This is a genomic window from Shigella sp. SIG6, from assembly GCF_053555815.1.
Window position 1 is genome coordinate 1 of sequence record NZ_JBQZXC010000214.1, and the last position, 3,412, is coordinate 3,412.

Sequence of the window (3,412 nt, forward strand, 5' to 3'; positions counted from 1 at the left end):
GTTTTTCAGGTATAAAAAAACCCGCATAAAGCGGGCTCTTTCAAATGTCCATGTCTGCTATTCGCCTCGCGGTACAGCTTTGCGAAGCGTACAAGAATTGAAGCAGTTTTTACGTCAAAAAGCAATAACTTTTTTCTCTATACCAAAAGCCATAACCATTGGTTTGTACAAAATAAATTCTGCCACCTTTAGCCAATGCTCAATGCGTCTTTCACAGGTTCTTAAACTCCATTTCGGGTGTGCATCATTCAGCAGTTCAGCCATTTTGCGTTTGGTCATCCCCCGCCCCTCATACCGTTGCCGAAGGACGCTAATCAATCCTGGATGCTCTGCCAGCACCTCACTTATGACCCGATCAATACATAACGCCTCTGCATCAGTACAATGCGCCAGCCAGCTCTTTTGCTTACCGTTAATCATATCCCGCAAAAAAGCCTCAAGTTCAGACTTGTTCAGACCTGCTTTTTTCATCCTCCGGAGCGCCTCGTTAATTGCCGTTTTTGTCAGCTTTTTAGAGGTCAACATCAGGTTAAACATATTCCCCGTCTTACCGCCACCAATATACGACCAGCGCCCCCACATACGTAGTTTTCCCTGAATCCAGACACTTTCCAGCGTGGTGAGACGAAGGTGTTCTCCGCTTTTTCCTGTATTCGTTGGGTAAATCATAAATATCCCTCCTTTCTCCAGATTTCTTGTGTGCGAAAAACACCTTCTGCATGCATCAGGCGTAATTCTTCTTTGGTGTAATCGCTGGTTTTTACCCGCCCGTCGATTAAATCGTGGCACGAGCTACAGGCAATCGCTGCCTGCATATCGTGTGGCTTTATCGCTGTTCCGCACGTTCCCGCCAGTCGGTAATGCGCCAGCACAGACGTTTCCGGATCGTGATTGCAGTAGCCAGGAATTCTGACGGTGCACATCTGCCCCCGCGCCGCTTTAAGTAAATCCACCATTACGCAAACTCCAGCAGCTGCGCGGCCACATTTTCGACTTGTTCCGGAGAGGAAAATTTACGGAACAGAATCCAGTTCCACAGCACATTCAGTACAGATTTATAAACCTGCTGAAACTCGGTTTCGTCCATATTCGCAAACGCGATAGATTTCGCCCGACACCCACGGCTACCGTCCGGATAAAAATGCTCGGTGTAAAATCCGGCCTGAATGGCTACCCACTCGCGGAAAGCCTCAAACGACTTTAGCAATGCCGTATCACGGGTTCTGCGTGTCGCAACTGTATTCAGATATTGCTCTGCGGCTTCGCTCAGAGCTGGCGTATGTTCCCGGCCTACTGATTCACACAGGTAATCAACGAAACCGGACACCAGTTTTCGTTCGCGAGGCGTGATCGCCCCACCGATCGGAGTCCAGTAATCGAAACCCAGTTGCAGGAGTTTGAAAAAACGCTTGTGGAATGCGTAGTTACGCACACGCTTAAAGTCTGCGTGTATCCACTCACCTATTTTGATTTGATGCAGAAAATCGCAACTCTCCGGCGTCGCCGGGAGAAGTAATCCGGAAGAGGTTTGTTTGACCAGTTGTATATGTGCCATCGGCTTTCTCCGGTGGCACGGTGTTACACAGCAGGAGTTCAATCCTGCTCAAGATTGTAGATGAGTTTATTCTTCAGCAAAAGCAGAAAACCAGCCTTAAAACCAATCTCTTTCAAAACCCGTAATGATGTGACAAATTCGTCCTCACGCAAAATAAAACCGTCCGTCAGAAGTCCATTACAAAAATAAAATAACACAGCACCGCTCTTCCTTTGTTGAGATTGCAAACATCTAATGCGGCAATGGCTGACAATCGCTCCATTCTCAACGCGCACAGCATAGAGGCCATTTTCACTAAAAATTTCACGCAATTCTTCGATTTTCATCTTCAGAATCCTTCCAGATAAATAGCTCTCCCCTGTTCGGGGTCCATCCCTCTTCTCCCTGCGCGCTACTTAAGTGAGTCGATTCTATCTGCGAAGGTGCGCGAATCAAATTCACCGGAAATAAACAACAAAAAACCCGCCGAAACGCTGAGAGATCACAGCGATGGGCGGGTTAAGTGCGGGTGCGTTGAGGATGCCTGACACATCAGAGGTGGGCGGGGATGGGATCAGCTCCCCACCCGGTCACTCTTACTTCCTGGATTCGTAGTCTACGAAGACAGCGACCTCCGTCTGGCCGGTTCGGATTCGTACCTCACAGAGGTCTTTCCTCGTTACCAGTGCCGTCACTATGACGGTTAAACAGATGACGATCAGGGCGATTAACATCGCCTTTTGCTGCTTCATAGCCTGCTTCTCCTTGCCTTTCGGCATGTAAGAGGCTAACCTACATGTGCAAAGCATGAAATTGGCCTCAGATTAATGTTAAGCGTCTTGCCGGACGCGTAATGTTAACTGGGGCTTTTCTCTATCTGCCTTTTGGTGTTCATGCCTGAAGCAGATAGCCTCAAGCACCCGCAGTCATTCTACTTACCTCGCCAATATGAAATCAATCAGAAAGGTGCCCCATAAAATCACTCCTTCTCTTCTTTACCGTAGTGGAGTTGACCAATTTTGATAAGAGGGCGTCCCTGAGATTTGCGGTGTAGATTGGTATCGCGCAGAGAATACACACAGCCACAATATTCCTGCTGATAGAATTTTTCGCGCTTGCTGATTTCAATCATACGGGACGAGCCGCCCTGCTTGCGCCAGTTATAATCCCAGTACACCATGCCCGGATAATGCGCGACGGCTCGCCGCCCACAGTCGTTAACCTGCTGCATATTTTTCCAGCGTGAAATGCCCAGTGAACTGCTGATCACACTGAAACCATTTTCAGCGGCGTACAGCGCTGTCCGCTCAAAACGCATGTCAAAACACATGGTGCAACGGATCCCTCGTTCGGGCTCCCATTCCATTCCTTTGGCTCGTTCAAACCAGTTGTCTGTGTCGTAATCAGCATCAATAAACGGCACGCCGTGTTGTTCAGCAAAGCGAATATTCTCATCCTTACGAATTAAATACTCTTTCTGAGGATGAATGTTCGGGTTGTAGAAAAAGATGGTGTAGTCGATTCCCGAGGCCTGAAGCGCCTCCATCACCTCACCGGAACATGGAGCACAGCAAGAGTGCAGTAGTAGTTTGTTTGCCCCGTTTGGGAGCTCCAATTTGGGCCGTTTGAAATCAGCAACTGTCATAAATATGTTTATTGGGGTCATAAAAATATCAAAGAGTGTAGCATTAGAACGGGGCTATCGGAAACAGATGTGTGACTGCTCCCCGCCCTTTCGGGCGGTCTCCTGATGATTTGAGGGTGCAGAAATCCCTCCGGTTAAGGATTAAATTTTTAACAGTGCTAAATTTAATTATTCAGTTCTGGATTTTGTCGCCCTGCGTATCCGCGCTTTCGCGTTACGCTCAATCTGTATCT

At 48.0% G+C, this 3,412-nt stretch carries 6 protein-coding genes; all 6 read right to left on the reverse strand.

Translation table 11 applies throughout. From position 1 onward, the window contains the following. Positions 1 to 114: 114 nt before the first annotated feature. The 6 genes from ACUU1M_RS19400 to ACUU1M_RS19425 all read right to left on the reverse strand — a co-directional run bounded on the left by ACUU1M_RS19400 (position 115) and on the right by ACUU1M_RS19425 (position 3,179). Entirely contained in the window at positions 115 to 669 is a 555-nt protein-coding gene (locus ACUU1M_RS19400) for a DUF1133 family protein (RefSeq protein WP_000640122.1), read from the reverse strand. Further along, complete coding sequence (locus ACUU1M_RS19405; protein ID WP_000228005.1) at positions 666 to 956, reverse strand: DUF1364 domain-containing protein; 291 nt, start codon at positions 954 to 956, stop codon at positions 666 to 668. Before ACUU1M_RS19405 ends, ACUU1M_RS19400 begins: the two co-directional genes overlap by 4 nt. Then, on the reverse strand, positions 956 to 1,555 hold the full coding sequence (locus tag ACUU1M_RS19410; protein ID WP_000940303.1) for a DUF1367 family protein: 600 nt from the start codon (positions 1,553 to 1,555) through the stop codon (positions 956 to 958). Before ACUU1M_RS19410 ends, ACUU1M_RS19405 begins: the two co-directional genes overlap by 1 nt. A 38-nt stretch (positions 1,556 to 1,593) precedes the next feature. Next, a complete protein-coding gene (locus ACUU1M_RS19415) occupies positions 1,594 to 1,881 on the reverse strand; it encodes a hypothetical protein (protein ID WP_000687440.1) in 288 nt (95 codons plus the stop codon). A gap of 249 nt (positions 1,882 to 2,130) precedes the next feature. Then, on the reverse strand, positions 2,131 to 2,286 hold the full coding sequence (gene hokD / locus ACUU1M_RS19420) for a type I toxin-antitoxin system toxin HokD (protein WP_014532198.1): 156 nt from the start codon (positions 2,284 to 2,286) through the stop codon (positions 2,131 to 2,133). A gap of 227 nt (positions 2,287 to 2,513) precedes the next feature. Beyond that, a complete protein-coding gene (locus ACUU1M_RS19425; RefSeq protein WP_012421537.1) occupies positions 2,514 to 3,179 on the reverse strand; it encodes an epoxyqueuosine reductase QueH in 666 nt (221 codons plus the stop codon). Positions 3,180 to 3,412: the final 233 nt, after the last annotated feature.

Excerpts from the sequence above, each read along its gene's own strand:
- ACUU1M_RS19400 (WP_000640122.1), bottom strand. The coding sequence starts at position 669 with ATGATTTACCCAACGAATACAGGAAAAAGCGGAGAACACCTTCGTCTC.
- ACUU1M_RS19405 (WP_000228005.1), bottom strand. The coding sequence starts at position 956 with ATGGTGGATTTACTTAAAGCGGCGCGGGGGCAGATGTGCACCGTCAGA.
- ACUU1M_RS19410 (WP_000940303.1), bottom strand. The coding sequence starts at position 1,555 with ATGGCACATATACAACTGGTCAAACAAACCTCTTCCGGATTACTTCTC.
- ACUU1M_RS19415 (WP_000687440.1), bottom strand. The coding sequence starts at position 1,881 with ATGAAAATCGAAGAATTGCGTGAAATTTTTAGTGAAAATGGCCTCTAT.
- hokD (WP_014532198.1), bottom strand. The coding sequence starts at position 2,286 with ATGAAGCAGCAAAAGGCGATGTTAATCGCCCTGATCGTCATCTGTTTA.
- ACUU1M_RS19425 (WP_012421537.1), bottom strand. The coding sequence starts at position 3,179 with ATGACAGTTGCTGATTTCAAACGGCCCAAATTGGAGCTCCCAAACGGG.